Source organism: Pseudomonas sp. ASL8 (assembly GCF_056680355.1).
The window spans coordinates 3,855,732-3,872,230 of the sequence record NZ_CM155278.1 but is presented as its reverse complement, the minus strand read 5'-3'; the positions used below and the strand labels follow the sequence as shown (position 1 = coordinate 3,872,230).

At 53.7% G+C, this 16,499-nt stretch carries 21 protein-coding genes, 2 tRNA genes and 1 pseudogene; 13 read left to right on the top strand and 11 right to left on the bottom strand.

The features are described 5' to 3' along the window. Window positions 1–214: 214 nt before the first annotated feature. Window positions 215–454: a hypothetical protein gene (locus AC1MEA_RS17865; protein WP_449634562.1), complete on the top strand. Its 240-nt coding sequence runs from the start codon at window positions 215–217 to the stop codon at window positions 452–454. Between the two features lie 176 nt (window positions 455–630). Here the strand turns inward: AC1MEA_RS17865 and AC1MEA_RS17860 are convergent, their stop codons facing one another. Beyond that, window positions 631–843, bottom strand: coding sequence for a hypothetical protein (locus tag AC1MEA_RS17860; RefSeq protein WP_449634561.1), 213 nt, complete (start codon window positions 841–843; stop codon window positions 631–633). A gap of 376 nt (window positions 844–1,219) precedes the next feature. Then, a complete protein-coding gene (locus AC1MEA_RS17855; protein ID WP_257604333.1) occupies window positions 1,220–1,354 on the bottom strand; it encodes a hypothetical protein in 135 nt (44 codons plus the stop codon). 332 nt (window positions 1,355–1,686) lie between these two features. Here AC1MEA_RS17855 and AC1MEA_RS17850 point away from each other — a divergent pair, with 332 nt between their 5' ends. Further along, window positions 1,687–2,052 carry a helix-turn-helix domain-containing protein gene (locus AC1MEA_RS17850; RefSeq protein ID WP_480416952.1) on the top strand — a complete coding sequence of 122 codons (366 nt, stop codon included), beginning with the start codon at window positions 1,687–1,689 and terminating at the stop codon, window positions 2,050–2,052. A gap of 89 nt (window positions 2,053–2,141) precedes the next feature. Here the strand turns inward: AC1MEA_RS17850 and AC1MEA_RS17845 are convergent, their stop codons facing one another. Next, window positions 2,142–4,736 (bottom strand): bifunctional diguanylate cyclase/phosphodiesterase, encoded by a 2,595-nt coding sequence (locus AC1MEA_RS17845; RefSeq protein ID WP_480416951.1) that lies wholly within the window; start codon window positions 4,734–4,736, stop codon window positions 2,142–2,144. A gap of 545 nt (window positions 4,737–5,281) precedes the next feature. On the opposite strand from AC1MEA_RS17845, the gene AC1MEA_RS17840 reads away from it, so the two are divergent. Beyond that, window positions 5,282–6,175 (top strand): phosphohydrolase, encoded by an 894-nt coding sequence (locus AC1MEA_RS17840; protein ID WP_219062016.1) that lies wholly within the window; start codon window positions 5,282–5,284, stop codon window positions 6,173–6,175. Between the two features lie 114 nt (window positions 6,176–6,289). Here AC1MEA_RS17840 and AC1MEA_RS17835 read toward each other — a convergent pair whose 3' ends face one another. Both AC1MEA_RS17835 and AC1MEA_RS17830 read right to left on the bottom strand, forming a co-directional pair. Further along, on the bottom strand, window positions 6,290–6,574 hold the full coding sequence (locus AC1MEA_RS17835) for a hypothetical protein (RefSeq protein ID WP_449634556.1): 285 nt from the start codon (window positions 6,572–6,574) through the stop codon (window positions 6,290–6,292). 42 nt (window positions 6,575–6,616) lie between these two features. After that, window positions 6,617–6,820 carry a helix-turn-helix domain-containing protein gene (locus AC1MEA_RS17830; RefSeq protein WP_480416950.1) on the bottom strand — a complete coding sequence of 68 codons (204 nt, stop codon included), beginning with the start codon at window positions 6,818–6,820 and terminating at the stop codon, window positions 6,617–6,619. A gap of 443 nt (window positions 6,821–7,263) precedes the next feature. On the opposite strand from AC1MEA_RS17830, the gene AC1MEA_RS17825 reads away from it, so the two are divergent. Then, window positions 7,264–7,596: a helix-turn-helix domain-containing protein gene (locus tag AC1MEA_RS17825; RefSeq protein ID WP_480416949.1), complete on the top strand. Its 333-nt coding sequence runs from the start codon at window positions 7,264–7,266 to the stop codon at window positions 7,594–7,596. A gap of 243 nt (window positions 7,597–7,839) precedes the next feature. Here AC1MEA_RS17825 and AC1MEA_RS17820 read toward each other — a convergent pair. Both AC1MEA_RS17820 and AC1MEA_RS17815 read right to left on the bottom strand, forming a co-directional pair. Continuing rightward, window positions 7,840–7,904: transfer RNA gene (locus tag AC1MEA_RS17820), tRNA-OTHER, on the bottom strand. A 396-nt stretch (window positions 7,905–8,300) separates the two neighbouring features. Then, complete coding sequence (locus tag AC1MEA_RS17815) at window positions 8,301–8,639, bottom strand: helix-turn-helix domain-containing protein (protein ID WP_480416948.1); 339 nt, start codon at window positions 8,637–8,639, stop codon at window positions 8,301–8,303. A 225-nt stretch (window positions 8,640–8,864) separates the two neighbouring features. Here AC1MEA_RS17815 and AC1MEA_RS17810 point away from each other — a divergent pair. The 6 genes and pseudogenes from AC1MEA_RS17810 to AC1MEA_RS17785 all read left to right on the top strand — a co-directional run. Further along, window positions 8,865–9,095, top strand: a pseudogene (locus AC1MEA_RS17810) (BRCT domain-containing protein); the annotation flags it as partial. A 41-nt stretch (window positions 9,096–9,136) separates the two neighbouring features. Continuing rightward, complete coding sequence (locus AC1MEA_RS17805; protein WP_480416947.1) at window positions 9,137–9,361, top strand: hypothetical protein; 225 nt, start codon at window positions 9,137–9,139, stop codon at window positions 9,359–9,361. Between the two features lie 31 nt (window positions 9,362–9,392). Beyond that, window positions 9,393–9,620, top strand: coding sequence for a hypothetical protein (locus AC1MEA_RS17800; protein ID WP_480416946.1), 228 nt, complete (start codon window positions 9,393–9,395; stop codon window positions 9,618–9,620). An 89-nt stretch (window positions 9,621–9,709) separates the two neighbouring features. Next, entirely contained in the window at window positions 9,710–9,913 is a 204-nt protein-coding gene (locus AC1MEA_RS17795) for a hypothetical protein (protein ID WP_480416945.1), read from the top strand. Next, window positions 9,910–10,047, top strand: coding sequence for a hypothetical protein (locus AC1MEA_RS17790; RefSeq protein ID WP_480416944.1), 138 nt, complete (start codon window positions 9,910–9,912; stop codon window positions 10,045–10,047). The genes AC1MEA_RS17795 and AC1MEA_RS17790 overlap by 4 nt, the downstream gene beginning before the upstream one ends. Before the next feature lie 242 nt (window positions 10,048–10,289). Continuing rightward, complete coding sequence (locus AC1MEA_RS17785; RefSeq protein ID WP_480416943.1) at window positions 10,290–10,565, top strand: tyrosine-type recombinase/integrase; 276 nt, start codon at window positions 10,290–10,292, stop codon at window positions 10,563–10,565. A 114-nt stretch (window positions 10,566–10,679) separates the two neighbouring features. Here AC1MEA_RS17785 and AC1MEA_RS17780 read toward each other — a convergent pair. Further along, a tRNA-Val gene (locus AC1MEA_RS17780) sits at window positions 10,680–10,756 on the bottom strand. Window positions 10,757–10,939: 183 nt separating this feature from the next. On the opposite strand from AC1MEA_RS17780, the gene AC1MEA_RS17775 reads away from it, so the two are divergent. Continuing rightward, window positions 10,940–12,223: an NAD(P)/FAD-dependent oxidoreductase gene (locus AC1MEA_RS17775; protein WP_480416942.1), complete on the top strand. Its 1,284-nt coding sequence runs from the start codon at window positions 10,940–10,942 to the stop codon at window positions 12,221–12,223. Between the two features lie 59 nt (window positions 12,224–12,282). On the opposite strand, the gene AC1MEA_RS17770 is transcribed toward AC1MEA_RS17775, so the two are convergent. After that, complete coding sequence (locus AC1MEA_RS17770) at window positions 12,283–12,972, bottom strand: PA2778 family cysteine peptidase (RefSeq protein WP_480416941.1); 690 nt, start codon at window positions 12,970–12,972, stop codon at window positions 12,283–12,285. 219 nt (window positions 12,973–13,191) lie between these two features. Between AC1MEA_RS17770 and AC1MEA_RS17765 the strand changes: the two genes are divergently transcribed. Next, on the top strand, window positions 13,192–13,374 hold the full coding sequence (locus AC1MEA_RS17765; RefSeq protein WP_480416940.1) for a hypothetical protein: 183 nt from the start codon (window positions 13,192–13,194) through the stop codon (window positions 13,372–13,374). A 66-nt stretch (window positions 13,375–13,440) separates the two neighbouring features. Here the strand turns inward: AC1MEA_RS17765 and AC1MEA_RS17760 are convergent, their stop codons facing one another. Then, window positions 13,441–14,196: a TerC family protein gene (locus AC1MEA_RS17760; RefSeq protein ID WP_480416939.1), complete on the bottom strand. Its 756-nt coding sequence runs from the start codon at window positions 14,194–14,196 to the stop codon at window positions 13,441–13,443. 152 nt (window positions 14,197–14,348) lie between these two features. Between AC1MEA_RS17760 and nhaR the strand changes: the two genes are divergently transcribed. Next, window positions 14,349–15,251 carry a transcriptional activator NhaR gene (gene nhaR / locus AC1MEA_RS17755; protein WP_219063115.1) on the top strand — a complete coding sequence of 301 codons (903 nt, stop codon included), beginning with the start codon at window positions 14,349–14,351 and terminating at the stop codon, window positions 15,249–15,251. Here nhaR and AC1MEA_RS17750 read toward each other — a convergent pair. Continuing rightward, complete coding sequence (locus AC1MEA_RS17750) at window positions 15,248–16,402, bottom strand: MFS transporter (RefSeq protein ID WP_480416938.1); 1,155 nt, start codon at window positions 16,400–16,402, stop codon at window positions 15,248–15,250. The genes nhaR and AC1MEA_RS17750 overlap by 4 nt on opposite strands. Window positions 16,403–16,499 lie beyond the last annotated feature (97 nt).

Below are 16,499 nucleotides of genomic sequence, written 5' to 3'. Positions count from 1 at the left end.
GAAGCGTGAGCCTGTAACAGTGGAACCAGCCCGCCTGATTCCGCGTCAATTATAGGCTTATATGGCAGTAGGCTGCACGATGCGAAAATTTTTGAGACCTCAGTGCCGTGAGTCAGCCGAAAAGAAAATTATGACGCGACACCTTTCGATGATTCGCGCAATCTATCGCATAACCGCGAACGCATCGCGGCCCAATTTTTCATCTGGACGTCAAATGACCCCCAACGCAGAACTCTACAATCCATCCACCGAATATGCCGACAAACTGGTCACACGCATCGGACAGACGCCTGCATGGATCGCAAAGCGCATCGGTGTCACCGACAGGCGCATACGCTACATCCTTGATGGCTCACGAACCGTCAAAGGGGTAACCAGCCCTATTCAGATGACCTATACAGAGCAGTTTGCCCTTGAGTGCCTTGTGGCCGAGGCAAAAGCCAAAAACAAATAGTCCCATTGCGCGGGCCTCTCCGGAGTTGGAGCCTGTCTGTCTCACTTACGAGTGCCCATCGTTTTTGGGCTCGACACTCCGGACAGTCAACGCCCATTGATCGACCCCTGCATATCGCCGGGGTCTGCGTTCCAACCCGGTAATTGACTGCATACCTCGAGGACTTAGCCGGAGGCTCAAATCGGATGTCGCTTGCGCTGGTTTATGCAGAAGCTAGTGAAATTTGAATTTGCCAGGCTTGCCCTCTGCTGGAGAAGCTTGAGTTTCGCCTGTTTGCATGGCGTATCCATTGGGGATTCTTGCTGCAGGAACAGCTCACAGTCTTTGTCTGCGTCCCTGGCGATTTTAATCAGCCTCTTCGCTTCAATCGGATCTTCAGGTTCGTACATTGTTCTCCCCTACTTAAACAGCGCAACCCCCTCTGCAGCCCTACTCGTGAGCCTTGATAGTTGCGTTCTCACAGACATATATAAACTCTTTTGCACTGTATTGAACTCTTTTGTACATTTGGTAATGATTGTCTGGAGCTCTGCGCGTGACAGAAATAAAGTCGCGCCAAAGTTGTTGAACAAAAAGAGGTCGACAGTAGGTGCGCAGACTGCACACCGAGGAAGGGTCATGCTGATTCTTGAGAGGCACAAAAGGTGAATTCGGTCATGTCAGCGAAGCAGGTGAGTCCACTATTAATCAGACTTACGCCTACCCGGTTTGCAGCCGCCAGAGGCCTTTGCGGCCTTCTGGAACGGACAGCAAAACGGGTTCGCGCTACTGGAACAGCTTACCGGCGATAATCCTGGTCTCCACCATCGCGATCACGCCCGCGATCATGGTCATATCCCCGATCATCGCCACGATCATTACCGCGTCCGTGGTCATGGCCGCGGTCATGATCCCGACCACGTCCTCCTCCATCCTCCCAGTACGGCCAGCAGCCTCCTAGTAGAAGGGAGCCCGAAATCACCAAGATAAATACAGCTATTCGTTTCATTTTATCGTCCGATAAAGCAAGGACAGAACCCCTGCGAAGAGTTGTCGCTGCCAGTGATGTTTAGTCAATGGAGTGATCAACGAGTAATACGACCATTAAGTAGATCAATGATTCACTGCGTGGCGCGGTCAGCCTGAAGGCTGCGCCCACCGCTTGCATCCTGCGTCAAACAAGCTATGCATGTAACACTGAGGTTTGCGCTAACCTCCTAGGAATGTTTGCTTCGGCTTCAAAAGGAGGTCACATGAATGGCATTGGTTTGCGACTAAAAGAAGAGCGAAAAAGACTCGGTCTTTCCCAAGCCGGCCTGGGCGCCGCTGGCGGAATCGAAGCCAATGCGCAAGGTGCGTACGAAAGAGGCAAACGCTTCCCGAACGCGACCTATCTCTCCCTGATAGCAGCCGCTGGCGTAGACATATTGTTCGTGGTGACCGGAGTCAGGAAAGCCAGGTCGATCGACAGCATCACCGCGTTGGAAGCCAAGGTTCTTGAGGAGTTGGACGGTTTGCCAGATGACGTCCAGAACGACATCAAGCATTTGATCAGCACACTTTTTGACTCCGATGAACAAGAGAAAAAAGAGAACAAAGGCAACACCGAGTCATCCTGACCCATTCTGTTTACATCACCACCTGACCTGTCTGCTCAGTCCTCTTTCTCTTTAGGATCGCCAGCGTCAGGCTTTCATTTTTGATCGCTTCAGACCTTTTGAGAGAGGCAGTCGTCTATCAATTGCACCAAGGACTCCAGTGGCATGGGTTTCCCGAGGAAGTAACCCTGAGCTTCATCACACGCAAACGTCTTCAACTGCTCCAGCTGCGCAGCCGTTTCAACCCCTTCAGCAGTAATGGTCAGCGATAATGCCCTTCCAAGGCCGACGATCGCATTGACGATGGATTGCCCTTCAGTCGAGTCGGTTAGATCCTCTATGAAGCTTTTGTCGATTTTCAAGCCATCGAAAGGAAAACTGCGTAAATAACTCAACGACGAATAGCCGGTACCAAAATCGTCCATTGATAGGCGCACGCCTAGCGCTTTCAGGTCAGTCATTATTTTCAACGCGCTGTGTGCATCTTCAATCATCACTCGCTCGGTGACTTCCAACTCCAACCGACTGCTAGGCAATCCGGTAGCAGCGAGGACCAGAGTGATGCGTTCGACCAGGTTTTGCGTTCGAAACTCAACCGGGGAAATATTGACGGAGACCGTCAACGGCATCTGCCACATCACCGCATCCTTGCAGGCCTGAAGTAAAACCCAATCACTCATGGGAATGATGAGCCCGGTTTCTTCAGCCAATGCGATGAATTGATCGGGCATTTGAACGCCCAAGACAGGGTGTTCCCATCGCACCAATGCTTCAACGCCAGACAACTGCGTGCCTTCAATCCGGTATCGCGGTTGATAATGCAAACGTAACTCTTCGTTCTTCAGCGCCAGCCGAAAACTTTTTTCCATCTCGCGACGCTTTACCAGCCGTTCATCCATTTCACTGGCATAGAACATCCAGGTGTTACGGCCACCATTTTTTGCCTGATACAGTGCAATATCAGCAAACCGCAATAGCTCTTCGGCCTGTACCGCGTCGTGGGGAGCGATGGCAATGCCGATGCTGACACCAATGTAAACGTCCTGCTCATTCACGACAAAAGGGATCTCGACGCTCTCGATCAGACGCCCACAAAGGCTCTCAATTTCTTGTGCGGAGCTTGTGCCCGTTACGATAATGATGAATTCATCACCGCCTTGTCGGGCGACCAGGTCTTCCTCTCTAAGGCATTTACGCAGCCTTTCCGATACCTCGTTGAGGACCTGATCGCCAGCGATATGCCCAAAGGTGTCGTTAACCGGCTTGAACCTGTCGAGATCGAGACTCAGCATGACCAAGGGATTGCTACTTGACGGCAGTGCTTTCAGTTTCCCGGCCAGGAACTCTTGCATCTGGACTCTGTTTGGCAACCCCGTCAACGCATCGTGCTGGGAGAGATAATTGATGCGGGCCTGCGCCTCGATTTCATGGGTAATGTCAGATGCAGTGCCACGATACCCAACCGTTTCAGAGCGCTGCACAATAGGTTTTACACTGATACAACACGTTCGCCTTCGGCCTTGCGCCGAGTGATAGCAGCAGCGCAACTCTCGCCGGGTTTCAGCCTGATCGGCTCGACGCAACCATTCAGCCAGTGACTGCATTTCCCCTATCATTAGTTCTTCAAGGCTTCTACCCAACCATGACGCGACGTCATACCCGGTAATCACCTGGAAACGCTCGGACAGGTAGCTGATACGCAGGTCTGAATCAACCTCCCATACCCAATCCGAAGCGGCCTCCGCCACGTTTCTAAAACGCTCTTCACTCATTTTAAGAGCGGCGCTGCTTTCGTTGATCATTAAGATATGTTCATCGATCAACCGTGCACTGGTCATCGCCCTGCGTATAACCAGCCTGGCGATGAATCCGAGGATGATAATGACCACGACAAGCAATGGCAGCAGCAGCTTGAACAGTTGCTCGCCCGGAAGGTCTGGATCCCACTGAAGTATCGATGGGCGATCATCGGCAGAGACTAGACGCAGGGTCGACGGTGACGAATCGTCAATGTTCTCGTCGGCTGTCCGTAGGTTATGGACTGCGTAACTTTCGCCCAAGTGCTCAAGTTTCGGCGGCGTCAGCACATCAACAAAAACCAGAACAGATGACGTTCCAGGAATGGCGGCTATTTTTGGATCGCTTCCCGTCGTCAATGTCGCAGCAGCGACCAACGCGGGACGCCCTCCTACCTGACGGGATTCGATGGCAATACCGCTGTCATCGGCCAACTTGCGCGCACGCTCGATCAGTGCTCCGACATCCCCGCCTAGCCAGTTTTTTAGCTCAACCTTTTCAAGCTGACCGTTAATGACCGCGTACGGAGTTTCGTTGTTGCCGTTGACAACAAACACCCCCTCGACCTGAAAGTCATCGTAAAGAGAAGGCCCCAGATTACGGCTGACATACGCCCATTCAGGGTCGACTTTGACATGGAGATGCTCATAAGCGTCTCCCCAAAAAGCATTATCCTTGAGGCTGGACTTCAGCCCTGCTTCGCGCATCTGCCACGCTTTATCCACCAAAAAACGACTTTGCGTTTCAGCATGATCATTAAGGCGCAAGGCAATGAACACCAACACCAGTAACGCCACAATCAGAGCCGTTCCCAATAGCACCGCCATCGCCAGCAACGTCTGCTTTGCCGAGGAGGCATGATTACTGGTTAACGCACGCTGCGATTTAAAATGAGTTGCAGCCGTCATACAAAAAACCTTTCTTGGGAGCAAATCCTATGCTGAAAACCCGCCGGGCAGACCTTAGTCATATCGGCAAAATAGCCAGAAATATGACGTTCTTATCGAGCAAGCAAACACTACACACCCAAAAAGATAGCATCTTGCCATGATCAGAACGCACTCCCATCCAAAAAGTTTCACAGCCATCGGAGCTACACAGATAAAAAATCAAGCCTGATGCAGTTGAACCGTCAATAGAACATCACATAGTTGCGGACTACTGGGAGGCACCCTCTGGGTAGGGGTCACTGAGTTCAAGCCGGTAGCACATGCCCCCGTGCGGAATAAGCTTTCATTACCTCAACGGCTATGACGGACCCTAGCCGCGAGAAGGGACTCGTCGATAACCTGCTGGACGCTTTCAGTGCGTCTTAGTGGTTTCCACAATCGTAGGTGGCCACATCAAGCTTGGATTGCAGCGCCAAGGCGTACGCACCCGAACACAGCACGCCATCACTGCCGGGTATTCACTTACAATACTTAAAGCCGGTGTCGCCAGACGAGAACCCTCCATGCCCAATAATCAGCGCCCCACCCTTTGCATTTACCACGGTCACTGCGCCGACGGCTTCGGCGCTGCTTGGGTTGTGCGCAAAGCCTTGGGCGCCGATATCGAGTTTCATGCTGGCATTTACGGCAAACCGGTGCCGGACGTTGCGGGCAAACATGTCGTCATCGTGGATTTTTCGTACCCTGCCGAGGTATTGATGGCGATGGGCGAAGCGGCGGCGTCTGTTTTGATCCTGGACCACCATAAGACGGCACAGGGCGACCTCAAGTCCCTGCCGTTCGCTGGCGATACCTATGGACAGTTCCAAACGGATTGCCGGAGCAAATGCATCCGCTCGGGCGCCCCCCACATAGGCGCGCTGTTTGATATGAACCGCTCGGGCGCCGGCATTGCCTGGGACTTCTTCTTTCCAGAAACGCCTCGCCCCGCGCTAATCAACCATATTGAGGACCGGGACTTGTGGCTGTTCAAGCTGGACGGTACCCGCGAGATACAGGCCAGCGTCTTCAGTTACCCCTATGACTTCGACGTCTGGGACACGCTGATCGAGTCTGATCTAACCCTGCTTCGATCAGACGGCATCGCGATCGAGCGCAAGCTGCAAAAGGATGTTGCGGAATTGGTCGGCGTGACCAAACGCCGGATGGTAATCGGCGGCCATGACGTGCCGGTGGCAAACCTGCCGTACACGCTGACCAGCGATGCCGGGCACCTGATGTGCGCGGGCGAGCCCTTCGCCGCCTGCTACTGGGACACACCGGACGGCCGATTCTTCAGCTTGCGCAGCTCCGACGCGGGCGAGGATGTCTCGGCAATCGCTCAACAATACGGCGGTGGCGGCCACCGTAACGCCGCCGGTTTCAGCGTTCCGTTCGGCCATACGCTCGCACGTTGATCAACGCGTGCAACAGCGTGAGTGCTCAACGGCAGCACGGTGATGCACGAGGGAGATCGCCGCCTCCTGGACGCGTAGGGCCGCAGGAATATAGTTGAGCATCTGGAAGCACGCTCAGATTGTGTAATTCTTGAAAAGCTCCTCTTTGATAATCAGCAACGCGTCATCGTAGTAGCGTTCACCGCGGGCCTCACTCAGCGGTATGGACCTGACGCTTCCCTCACCATCGCGCGGCGTGTGCTCGCAGGTGATGAAGAACTCCGCTGTTTCTGCCTTGAACTCCAGGTAATAAAACAGCTCCCGCCCCTCTCGATCCCAGTAACCAATTTCTCTTCGCATCAGTTTCCACCGCAGGAGTGTGAAGTCTCCCCATTCTACCGGGCACAGCCACTGCGCCAAAACTGGCTCATACCTATAAATGTTTAATAGTGATCAAGTGGGCTATTCGTCTTCACTGGCACTCCGTTTGATGCCTAGCGCTACAGCCGCTGCATGAGCCTTGCCGCGTAGTCCTTGTTTAGCACCGCTTAGAACCTGATAGGTGGAAGCGAGGTCGAGGTGGCGAGCTTCAGCGAAATCTTTGACTGAAATCCCTTGGCTGATAATCCAACGCTTTGCCTCCTCTCGTGTGCGTAGGGGGTTCATGAGACTGTCCTGTGGCATGCATATGTCGGAATCTATCCCATCTGGAATCAGCGGCCCAACGGTCGTTTGGTGCTATTTAAGCAATACTTTCGTCTATGTTCAGAGCTTAGCAGGCAGTGGATGGCCTTGGGCCTGACGGGCTAAGCGTGTTCGCGGAATGTAGAAATCTAAAATTCAGGGATCAAACCTGACGCCTCGGACGATAAATCAATGTTTGAGCGCGGAACACTCTCGACTTGGTACTCACTCGCTCTCGCCTGCCTATCTGACGAAGGCTGTAGACATATAACCAAAGTGATCATCCGAATACAAAATTTATACCTTTATCGTAGATCGTGACCGGTTTCCGCCAGGTATTAAGCAACATGGCCGGAAAGCAATAGTGGCATACTGATATCAACGTGAATTCGTATGAATACAAACAACCGAATGGAGTCACTCATATGCCAACACTGGCATCCAGACTGAGATCGGAACGGAAAAGATTAGGGTTAACACAATCCCAGCTTGCAGACCTTGGCGGTGTTGAGGCTAATGCTCAGGCGCATTATGAAAAGGGGTTCCGAATTCCTAGAGCCGACTATCTGGCTGCCTTGGCAGGGTATGGCCTTGACCTCCTGTACGTCGTCACTGGGAATAAGACCCCCATTGAAACTGTTGCCCTTTCAGAAATGGAATACACGGGGTTAATGGCTTTTAGAATGCTGGGCGAAAAAGAACAGAATGCAATTATAGTCATCATCCTCGCGTTAACACCTCCCCCCCTATCTCGCTAACTAACGTTATGGGTTATACCCTTCTGTACCTCTTGGGCTCCTGCTGCAGTTTGGCTCTAAACTTCGGTACATGATCAGCGAGCCGCTTATTAGTGTCAGCAGCAATACGTAGATGTGGGTGCGGATTTGGCATTTTGATTTTGAGGTGGGAGGGTTTGCAAACGTTGTGCAAATCGCCAACAAAAAAAAAGGGCCAACCTTTTGGTTGACCCTTCTAGACCGCCAGCAGAAGCGGATTTTGTTTGGTAGGCGCGACTGGACTCGAACCAGCGACCCCAACCATATCAAGGTGACTTCTATCCACACCTAACCTATTGAATATAAAAGAAAATATATATTTTATCAACTAGCCAAAAATCCCCAATACACGCGATAAGAATCAATAGCTTAGCGTTGCATTTTCATACAGTAGTAGCCCCTCACTGGTATCCTGCCGACCGAACACAACCCCTATTTTTTATAGGCACTCGGAAAAGGTTGTTGTCAGCGCATGACCCAGCCCCAAAGCGCCGGAAACATGATGCCCACGCCCGATATGCTGTACGGAGCATCTGAATCCGTGTCGCCAACGCATAAAGCCATCAATGAGCCCCATCGCTGACCTTGAAGTCAGTCCTGAGGGTTTCTAAAGGAAATTGGCCATAGCCCACAGCAAAGCCAGGAACGACCCAGCCAATAACACCAGGAACATGTGAAACTTAAAATTAGTCATGACTCTTATTTCGCAAGGTCACGGCTAATCTATTTATAATATGTTCTACGGCGTGTTTATCGAAAAAGTCCGCAGTCCGTAAAAACTTAATAAGTGCATATTCATCAGCAGAAAGTTCAGCAACAGCATACGGCGTTCGTTTGCCCGTCACGACGAACAGCACATCGATAGCCGTAGTAGACAATCGGCTCAGGTAGTCAGCCCTCGGACACCTCATTCCGCTTTCATAGAGTAATTGCGCATTGGGTTGTATGCCACCAATGGCAGCAACGGCGCTCTGGGTCAGGCTACACGCTTCACGCTCGAGTTTTAATCGCATGCCCAGATTCATCAACGCCATTCCCTGGATATAACAATGGCGCCATTATACTGGCGCAATGACATCACTGATCAATATCCATTTGGATTAAACCAAGAGAAAATAAATATCCATTTGGATGAAATAATGACTACACATATCAGATCAGTTGAGCAGCCAAGAAATGGAGCACCTATAACGGTATAGGGTTCATAGTGAGATGCTGCATGGGTATCTAGGTCGTTCCCTGAACGCCGCGCCTACGGTCCACGGAAAGACTGTCAGACACTGGTAGAGGAGCGCGGCGGAATTATTGGAGGTGGCGTTAGCAAGAAAATCCACTCTCTGGTTGTCGGAAGTATCGGGAATGAGCAGTGGCGTCACAGTAGTTATGGGGTGAAAATCATGAAAGCTGCAGAGCTACGCCAAGCCGGCTCCCCTATAGCTATCATCGGCGAACACCAATGGCAGCGCGCCCTGTTCAAATAAGCGCGAGCGGTGTGGCGATTTGTAAAATCAGGAGCGTGGTTGTGAGCACCGAGATTGCCAGAGCACACATGATTTCCGAGCTTTCTAGGCTCGCGGAAGAGTTCGAGTTTTCTGCAAAAGGCTTGAGCGAGCTAAGGAAAGCTGAAGGGTTAATTGATACAGAATCAACAGACCTGATAAACCAACTTCTTTACACCTCCTCCCAACTGAGGGCTCTTGCTGATGCCGCCAAAAAGGGCAGCGAGGATCAGGGCAAGGCTGAGTAGTTGGCGCACTGGGGACTTTCAGGAGGTCGACATGGGGCTCAACAAGCCAACACAAGAGCTGAAGCGCGAACTCAAAGACGCGGCGCTGAGCCTGGAGCAGGCAGCGTCTGAAGTACTCGAAATCACCAAGAGCTGCGGGGATGCCGATGTTGTCGCTGCGCTAAAGCTAATTGCGAAGCTGTATGAGGAAGCAGATCGGCTGGCAGCGCTTGCGGATGAGGTGAAGGCGGGAAGGATTGTGCGGGGGAAGGCTGAATAGCTCGCGATCCTAGCCCAAGCATTTTGGCGGGCGACGTATTCGCGCTAAAAATTGAAAGACAAAGCAATGCCCTGCAGAAGGGTTACTGAATGCCGAAGAAACAACCGGAAAGTAAAGTTGCAGTGACTGCTACTGAAATTGAGCGCTCTATCCAGGCCCTGAACAAAATGGCGGAACGCCTTTGGGGAGATGGTCGAGAGGCTGAGGCGAAAGCTCTCCTCGACGCCTTGGACGCATTAAACCGGGCGCTTGATCGAATCAGGATTGGAGAGAGTAGAAGGATTCTCCATTGAGCAAGGCTGGAGTTGAGGATGAGGCTAAGGCGATCCTGAAGCTGGTTCAAAGCTTCAATGAGGCTGAGGACGTGCTGCTTGGGTACACGAAAGAAATCGGTACGGGGCTGATCATCAAGGCGAATACTCACTAACCGACCCAAATCACCGAGTGATTTAGCCTGGCCAAGAACGATCCACTGCCCTCATGCAGCTGTCGCTCTCTGATAAGTAGATGGCAATAACGACACGTCAGGACGACTTGCTGTCACTTCGCCATCCATTGTCCTACAATCGAATCAGCTGATGGATCAGCCCCCTTCGACAGATAGCCCGCCGCGCGCGGGCTTTTTGTTGTCTGCTGCTACGCCTTCTTCTTTTCATGGAGGATTACAAGATGGCTGACAAAGACCTTATCCCGTCCCTGCTCTTCAAGCTCACCAAGGCAAGAGACGCCGCGCATGCTTACGATTACATTGAGCCGGTTGAGCGACCCACTTTCCACGAAATTCGCGCTTTGGGCTCATGGCTTTACGAGCAGCAAGAGTTTCCTGAGGAATACGTCCAGGCACTTCTAGAGCATTCGGATGCGAAGATGACGCGGCATTATCAGGAGGGACACACAGAGAAGACTATCGAATACCAGACCGTCGGAGCAGACTTGAAATACTGATACCGCTGGTTCGTTTTTCCAAAATATTTCCAAAGTTTTTCCAAACGCCAACAACAAAAAAGGGCCAACCTTTCGATTGACCCTTCTAGACCGCCAGCAGGAGCGGATTTTGTTTGGTAGGCGCGACTGGACTCGAACCAGCGACCCCCACCATGTCAAGGTGGTGCTCTAACCAACTGAGCTACGCGCCTGCTGTGGGTCGGCATTCTACGGATATATGGATGTGTGTCAACACCTTTTTCGCGCTAACTCCATGAATATGCGTATTTTTTACGGATCGTCCTCTGCCTGTGATCTTACAGCTCACTGGTCGAGGTTTTTTTTCTCAGGTAGCATCTCGGTATCCGTAAAAAATATAAAACAGAGGTTGCAGGATGGCGAACACTCCTTACCCACAGTCTTATTACGCAGCGTCTGCGAACGCGGTGCCTGAGCGCCCTCGACTGGAAGGTGAGGTGGAAACCGATGTCTGCGTGATTGGCGCAGGCTATACCGGGCTTTCCAGTGCGCTGTTTTTGCTGGAGCACGGGTTTCGTGTGACGGTGCTTGAGGCTGCCAAAGTCGGCTTTGGTGCATCGGGGCGTAATGGCGGACAGATCGTCAACAGCTATAGCCGCGACATCGACGTGATCGAACGCACTGTCGGGCCCAAGCAGGCGCAACTGCTGGGTCAAATGGCATTTGAAGGTGCCGCGATCATTCGTGATCGGGTGGCCAAGTATCAGATTCAATGCGACCTGAAGGATGGCGGCGTGTTTGCAGCCATCACCAACAACCAGATGGGCCATCTGGAAGCGCAGAAGAAGCTCTGGGAGCGATACGGGCACACCCAGCTGGAACTGATGGACAAGCGCCGCATTCATGAGGTGGTGGCCTGTGATGAGTATATCGGCGGCATGCTCGACATGAGCGGCGGCCACGTCCATCCCTTGAACCTGGCGCTGGGCGAGGCTGCGGCGGTGGAGTCGCTGGGCGGTGTGATTCATGAGCAGTCGGCGGCGATTCGAATCGAGCGCGGCGCCAATCCAGTCGTGCATACCGAACACGGTCGAGTCCGAGCCAGGTTTGTCATCGTCGCCGGCAACGCTTACCTGGGTAATCTGGTGCCGGAACTGGCCGCCAAGTCGATGCCTTGCGGTACTCAGGTGATCACCACCGAGCCGCTGGGTGAGGCGTTGGCGAGGACGCTGTTGCCGCAGGACTATTGCGTCGAAGACTGTAATTACCTGCTCGACTACTATCGACTGTCCGCTGACAAACGCCTGATTTTTGGTGGCGGCGTGGTGTACGGCGCGCGGGACCCGGCCAACATTGAAGCGATCATCCGGCCGAAAATGCTTAAAGCCTTTCCGCAGCTCAAGGACGTAAAAATTGATTACGCCTGGACCGGAAACTTCCTGCTGACGCTGTCGCGCTTGCCACAAGTCGGGCGTCTGGGCGACAACATCTATTACTCGCAAGGCTGCAGCGGTCACGGTGTGACCTATACCCACCTGGCCGGCAAGGTATTGGCCGAAGCGTTGCGTGGGCAGGCTGAACGTTTTGATGCCTTTGCCGACCTGCCCCACTATCCCTTCCCCGGCGGCCAGTTGTTGCGCACGCCGTTAACGGCGCTGGGCGCTTGGTACTACGCCCTGCGGGACAAGTTTGGCTTTTGAGCAGCCATCTAACAAAAACGGCGCCGAGGGCGCCGTTTTATTATTTCAGTCGGTGCGATTCATCGCGCCTTTAATGCCTTGGTCGCTTCGCCGGCCGCTTGCGCTTGTCCAGCCTGGGTCAAATCATTCGCCGCGTTCAGCCAGCGCGGCTGGTCGACTTGCGCCGGGATCTGCCGCGGACCTTGCACCAGCACAGCCCAACTGCCTGCGTCTTTCCAGGCAGAAGTAAAGCTGCTGAAACTCATCAACTGACGACGGTTCATGCCCGAGTGCAGCAGGACCGTCTGTTTGTTGCGGTTGTAGCCTATCAGCACTGCGTAACGGGGTTCCGCCCACCAGGCCGAACCATCGGTGTAACGCAGCATGACGGGGTATCCCGCCGACACCTGAGTCAGCAGGTCCTGTAATTCCCCATCCAGGGGATAGACCATAAATCCGTACCCACGCGCCACGGCCTGCATGTTTGGCTCGAGCTTGGCTTCGCCACCAGGCAAATGCAGGGGCTTGTCCAGCAATCCAGGCGTGATAATCACCCCTTGTTGCGACAACATGCTGGCCAATACCCCTGGCCCGCTTTGGTAAACGTTACCTTTGAAAAACGGTACCGAATTGAGCTCAACCCGATCGGGTAAACGCTGGATCCCGGGGGCCACGCTGCCAGCACAGGCAGTCAAGGTCGATAGAAGCGCAAGGGCCAGGTACATCCGCTTCGAGCGAGCGGCAAGAATTCGAGGTAATACCAGCAGCATTTTCACTCACTTCAACAAACGCCGGGCAATCCGCGACCCGGCTCGGACCCTGATCATAGGGCGGCTCAAGCCTTCGGCATAGCTCATTTAGTGCAGACTTTTGCCTTGCATAGATCAAATCGATCATGCGTTGCAGACCATTAGTCAATTGTTGGAAACATGCGCAGTACTAGACTGTCAGTCAGATGCACAGAGGCGCTGAAAACAGCGGAGGCACGTATGGGCCCGGAAATAACAATTGCAATGCTGATAGCCGCCTGGCTGGCAGTCGCCTCAGCCATGCTGTGGGGAGTGATGCGCATTTCTCGCCGGCATCATCACCGTGAAGCCGAACACGGAAACCCCACAAGTACTGAGCCCCGGCACGATCATCCCACTTCAAATTCCTTCCGCCTGCGTTGAAAAAAGGTCGGTAATGGAAAACTCCACACCGACCCTTGGACTTTCACCCGCAACAAACCCTCGCACTCAGACAGCCGCGGCCTTCAACTTCGCCTTGAGCTTCGACCTGCGCGACAGCATATTCAGACCTTCGATTACCGCTGAGAACGTCATCGCCGCGTAGACATAGCCCTTCGGAACGTGCGCACCAAAGCCCTCGGCGATCAGTGTCATGCCGATCATGATCAAGAAGCCCAGCGCCAGCATCACCACGGTTGGATTGTCATTGATGAACTTGGCCAACGGCTCTGCCGCAACCAGCATCACCACAACGGCAGCCACCACAGCGATGACCATGATCGGCAAGTGTTCGGTCATGCCCACGGCAGTGATGATGCTGTCGATGGAAAACACCATATCAAGTATCAAAATCTGGCCGATGGCGGCAGCCAAGCCTAGTGTGACGCCTGAAGAAGCCACCTTCTCGTCTTCATGCCTGGCTTCGACGTTGTGGTGAATTTCGGTCGTCGCTTTCCATAACAGGAACAGACCACCGGCAATCAAAATCATGTCTTTCCAGGAGAACACCTGCCCAAACAGTTCGATAACCGGCTCAGTCAACTGCACGATATAGGCGATGGTGCTGAGCAGGCCCAGACGCAGGAACAGAGCCATGCCGATCCCCAAACGCCGCGCTTTGGCACGTTGATGCTCTGGCAGCTTGTTGGTCAGGATCGAGATGAAGATCAGGTTATCGATGCCCAGCACGATTTCCATTACCACCAGCGTCGCCAAAGCGATCCAGGCGGTAGGGCTTGAAGCCAGTTGTAATAGATATTCCATGTGAGTGAGCCCTGATTCAGCCTGAAACATTGAATGAGTTGCCGGGTGCGTAAGGAGACTCGGCGATAGCGCTGCATTCTAGGGAGACAAACACATCAGCAAAATTCGTATTTTTGCCATGTATACTTCGGTTTTTACGAATCGGGCGGCTCATGCTTAATTATCGACAGCTGCATTACTTCTGGGTCGTGGCCAAAACCGGCAGCATCGTAAGGGCTAGCGAGCAACTGAACCTGACGCCGCAGACCATCAGCGGGCAAATCAGCCTGCTGGAGCAAACCTTCGGTGTCGACTTGTTTCGCCGGGTGGGCAGGCAGTTGGAGTTAACCGAAGCAGGTCGCCTTACCCTGCCCTATGCCGAGCAAATGTTTCAGCTCGGAGGTGAGCTGGAAGCGCTGCTTCGCGCCCAGCCCAATGAGCAGCAAATCCTGTTTCGCATCGGGGTTGCGGATGTGGTGCCCAAGTCGATTGTGTACCGGCTGATTGCGCCGACCATGGCGCTGGCTGAGCCAGTCCGCATCACCTGTCGCGAAGACAAACTCGAGCGCTTGCTGGCAGATCTGGCCATCCAGCGCTTGGACCTTGTGATCTCCGACAGCCCAATGCCTTCGCACCTGGACATCAAAGGCTATAGCCAGAAGCTGGGCGAATGCGGGATCAGCTTTTTCGCGACTCAGGCGTTGGCCGAGCGCTATGGTCCGAATTTCCCTCACGGTTTGCAAGGCGCGCCACTCTTGATTCCGGGGCAGGAAACCGTGGTCCGCAACCGCCTCATGCGTTGGTTTGCCGAGCAAAACGTGCAACCACGGATTATCGGCGAGTTCGACGACAGCGCGCTGATGAAGGCTTTCGGCAAATCCGGCAGCGGGATTTTCATCGCCCCTAGCGTGATTGCCGATGAAGTTCAGGCGCAATACGGGGTGCAAATGATCGGTCAGACCGACGCCGTAACCGAGTCTTTCTACGCAATTTCGGTCGAACGCAAGGTCAAGCACCCAGGGATTGTTGCCATTACCGAGGGCGCTCGACGCGGGTTATTCACCCACTCTGATTAAGCACAAACAGGTACGGGCCTGGCGGACATCAACAGCAGCGCCAGCAGAATCGACAGTAAAATAATCCCCGCCGCCGCAAAGCCCAGACTGCCCAGACCGAAACTGTCGATTACCTGCCCACCGATGATCGCGCCAATGCCAATCCCCAGATTCGCCCCGGCAATGTTCAACGAAGCCGCAAAAGCGGGCGCATGGGGGGCCGCCTTCATCAACCGAACGTGGCTGACGAGGAACAACGCTGCCTGCGTGATACCCCAGACGGCCAACGCCAGGCCAAGGCCTAGCGTCGAATGCATGCTAGGCACCACGGCCACCATGCCGGTGATCATGAACGCACTGAAGAACAGACTGGCAATCAGTGGGTGGTGGTCAACCATGCGCCCACCCAACGAGTTACCGAGCAGGCCTACCGCGCCAAACCCCATCAGACACCAGCCCACCACCGTGCCATTGAACCCGGCCAGACGCTCCAGCATGTCCGCCAGGTAGGTATAAGCCGTGAACATGCCGCTGAACACCAGCACCGACAACAGCACATGGCCGAGCATCAATGGACTACGCAGGATTTTGAACTGCCCCAGCAATGAAACCGGCTCTTTGTGCTTATTCGTCGTGGGCAGGTAGATCAACAACAGCAATGCTTTGGCGAACGCTACCACCGCCAGGATGGCGAACGCGCTACGCCATCCCCAGGCATCAGAAATCAATGTCCCGACCGGGATGCCAAACACCGTCGCACAGACGATGCCGAAGCCAATCTTTGAAATCGCTCGCCCGGCGTATTCCGGCCCCACAATATCCACCGCTGTCTCACTGGCCAGCGCCCAAAACACCGGCAGCCCCAGCGCGGGAATCAGTCGCGCAACCGCCATCACGGCAATGTTGGGTGCCAATGCCGCCAACAGGTTGGAAAAACCGAACATGATCAAAATGGTGATGAACAGGCGCTTGCGCTCAAAGCGCGAAAAATACGCCGTCAGGAAAGGCCCGAAAGCGGCCACGGTGAACGCAAACAACGTCACCAACAAACCGGCCTGAGACACCGAGATATCCAGGTCGCGGGCTATCGCAGGCAACAGGCCGACGATGACGAACTCTGTGGTCAGTACCGTAAAACCGGCAGCCGACAACAGCAAAATAGGCAACAACATGAAAACTCCAGAACAACGAAGCAGATCAGGCCATAAGGACCGATCTGTCGGTAAATACATCTACGCGTGACACGAAGCATAAAAAAGCCGCTGCACG

Coding starts and splice junctions, on each gene's coding strand:
- AC1MEA_RS17765 (WP_480416940.1), top strand. CDS start 13,192: ATGGGCCCGGAAATAACAATTGCAATGCTGATAGCCGCCTGGCTGGCA.
- AC1MEA_RS17830 (WP_480416950.1), bottom strand. CDS start 6,820: ATGAACCCCCTACGCACACGAGAGGAGGCAAAGCGTTGGATTATCAGC.
- AC1MEA_RS17860 (WP_449634561.1), bottom strand. CDS start 843: ATGTACGAACCTGAAGATCCGATTGAAGCGAAGAGGCTGATTAAAATC.
- AC1MEA_RS17815 (WP_480416948.1), bottom strand. CDS start 8,639: ATGAATCTGGGCATGCGATTAAAACTCGAGCGTGAAGCGTGTAGCCTG.
- AC1MEA_RS17770 (WP_480416941.1), bottom strand. CDS start 12,972: ATGCTGCTGGTATTACCTCGAATTCTTGCCGCTCGCTCGAAGCGGATG.
- AC1MEA_RS17785 (WP_480416943.1), top strand. CDS start 10,290: ATGGCTGACAAAGACCTTATCCCGTCCCTGCTCTTCAAGCTCACCAAG.
- AC1MEA_RS17865 (WP_449634562.1), top strand. CDS start 215: ATGACCCCCAACGCAGAACTCTACAATCCATCCACCGAATATGCCGAC.
- AC1MEA_RS17750 (WP_480416938.1), bottom strand. CDS start 16,402: ATGTTGTTGCCTATTTTGCTGTTGTCGGCTGCCGGTTTTACGGTACTG.
- AC1MEA_RS17760 (WP_480416939.1), bottom strand. CDS start 14,196: ATGGAATATCTATTACAACTGGCTTCAAGCCCTACCGCCTGGATCGCT.
- AC1MEA_RS17775 (WP_480416942.1), top strand. CDS start 10,940: ATGGCGAACACTCCTTACCCACAGTCTTATTACGCAGCGTCTGCGAAC.
- AC1MEA_RS17800 (WP_480416946.1), top strand. CDS start 9,393: ATGGGGCTCAACAAGCCAACACAAGAGCTGAAGCGCGAACTCAAAGAC.
- AC1MEA_RS17845 (WP_480416951.1), bottom strand. CDS start 4,736: ATGACGGCTGCAACTCATTTTAAATCGCAGCGTGCGTTAACCAGTAAT.
- AC1MEA_RS17850 (WP_480416952.1), top strand. CDS start 1,687: ATGAATGGCATTGGTTTGCGACTAAAAGAAGAGCGAAAAAGACTCGGT.
- nhaR (WP_219063115.1), top strand. CDS start 14,349: ATGCTTAATTATCGACAGCTGCATTACTTCTGGGTCGTGGCCAAAACC.
- AC1MEA_RS17795 (WP_480416945.1), top strand. CDS start 9,710: ATGCCGAAGAAACAACCGGAAAGTAAAGTTGCAGTGACTGCTACTGAA.
- AC1MEA_RS17840 (WP_219062016.1), top strand. CDS start 5,282: ATGCCCAATAATCAGCGCCCCACCCTTTGCATTTACCACGGTCACTGC.
- AC1MEA_RS17825 (WP_480416949.1), top strand. CDS start 7,264: ATGCCAACACTGGCATCCAGACTGAGATCGGAACGGAAAAGATTAGGG.